The sequence below is a fragment of the Streptomyces pseudogriseolus genome, assembly GCA_002154585.1.
GTDB classification, from domain to species: domain Bacteria; phylum Actinomycetota; class Actinomycetes; order Streptomycetales; family Streptomycetaceae; genus Streptomyces; species Streptomyces pseudogriseolus.
Window position 1 is genome coordinate 1 of record MUNG01000403.1, and the last position, 1,697, is coordinate 1,697.

General features: G+C 75.0%; 1 protein-coding gene. It reads left to right on the top strand.

Features of this window, described 5'->3' with window-relative positions:
- Window positions 1–333 precede the first annotated feature (333 nt).
- Window positions 334–1,697, top strand: a 1,364-nt coding sequence (locus CCN29_RS29180; RefSeq protein WP_442538546.1) for an NAD(P)/FAD-dependent oxidoreductase, incomplete at its 3' end; no start/stop codon positions are given.

Below are 1,697 nucleotides of genomic sequence, written 5' to 3' on the forward strand. Positions count from 1 at the left end.
GCACGGGCGCGGCCCCCGTCCCCCCGGTGCCGTCCACCCCGCCGACGGTCGGCACGGACCGCATCCCGGGCAGCGACCGGTAGGCCGGGCGCCGGGCGGGGCACCGCCGGCCTGCGGGCCGACGGCCCGAGCCGGGCCACTCAGGCAGTACGGTCGCGGACCGGCCGTCCGCATCCCGGGGACTGTTGCACGCCGGGTGCGGCCGCACCGTGGCTGGTCGCGCAGTTCCCCGCGCCCCTTGGGGCGCCCACCGCGCCCCGCCCGACGTTTGGCGGACCCGCACCGGGGGACGCGGAAGGCTCCCGACGTACGCGACCGCGCCGGAGGCGAACTGTGAGTCGACCCCGCATTGTGATCGTCGGTGCCGGCTTCGCCGGTTACCGTACGGCCCAGACCTTGTCCCGGGAGGCCAAGGGCCGGGCCGAGATCGTCCTGCTCAACCCCACCGACTACTTCCTGTACCTGCCCCTGCTGCCCCAGGTCGCGGCCGGCATCCTCGAGCCGCGCCGGGTCACCGTGTCCCTCTCCGGGACGCTGCCGCACGTCAAGCTGGTGCTGGGCGAGGCCGGACGCATCGACCTCGACGCCCGCGAGGTGCACTACACCGACCCCGAAGGTGAGGACGGCACCCTCTCCTACGACCGTCTGGTGCTGACCGCCGGCAGCGTCAACAAGCTGCTGCCCATCCCGGGTGTCGCCGAGCACGCGCACGGTTTCCGCGGCCTGCCCGAGGCGCTGTACCTGCGCGACCACGTGACCCGGCAGGTGGAGCTGGCCGCCGCCACGGACGACCCGGAGCGCTGCGCCTCCCGCTGCACCTTCGTCGTCGTGGGCGCCGGATACACCGGCACCGAGGTCGCCGCGCACGGGCAGCTCTTCACCGACGCGCAGGTGGCCAAGCAGCCGCTGCGCACCGGCATGCGGCCCCGCTGGATCCTGCTGGACATCGCCGAGCGTGTCCTGCCCGAACTCGACGAACGGCTCTCCCGCACCGCCGACACGGTGCTGCGGGAGCGGGGCGTGGACGTGCGGATGGGCACCTCCGTGAAGGAGGCCACCCCCGACGGGGTGCTGCTGACCGACGGGGAGTTCGTCGAGACCCGCACCCTGGTGTGGTGCGTGGGCGTGCGCCCCGACCCGCTCGCCGAGTCCCTGGGCCTGCCCATGGAGCGCGGCCGGCTGCTGGTCGACCCGCACCTCCAGGTGCCGGGCCGTCCGGAGGTCTTCGCCTGCGGTGACGCGGCCGCCGTGCCCGACCTGGAGAAACCCGGCTCGTACACCCCCATGACCGCCCAGCACGCCTGGCGGCAGGGCAAGGTGTGCGCGCGCAACATCGCCGCGTCCTTCGGCGACGGGGAGCGGAAGGCGTACCGCCACAAGGACCTGGGGTTCGTGGTGGACCTCGGCGGCGTCAAGGCCGCCGCCAACCCGCTCGGCGTCAACCTCTCCGGCATCGCGGCCGGCGCGGTGACCCGCGGCTACCATCTCGCCGCCATGCCCGGCAACCGGGTGCGGGTGGCCGCCGACTGGCTGCTGGACGCCGTACTGCCGCGCCAGGCCGTGCAGTTGGGCCTCGTACGGTCCTGGTCGGTGCCGCTGGACACCGCCTCCCCCGAGGTCGCACGCGTCCACGGCGGCCCCCGCTCCGACGACCGGCCGTCTCCCACCGAGGACGGCGCCCCCGCCCGGAACGCCAC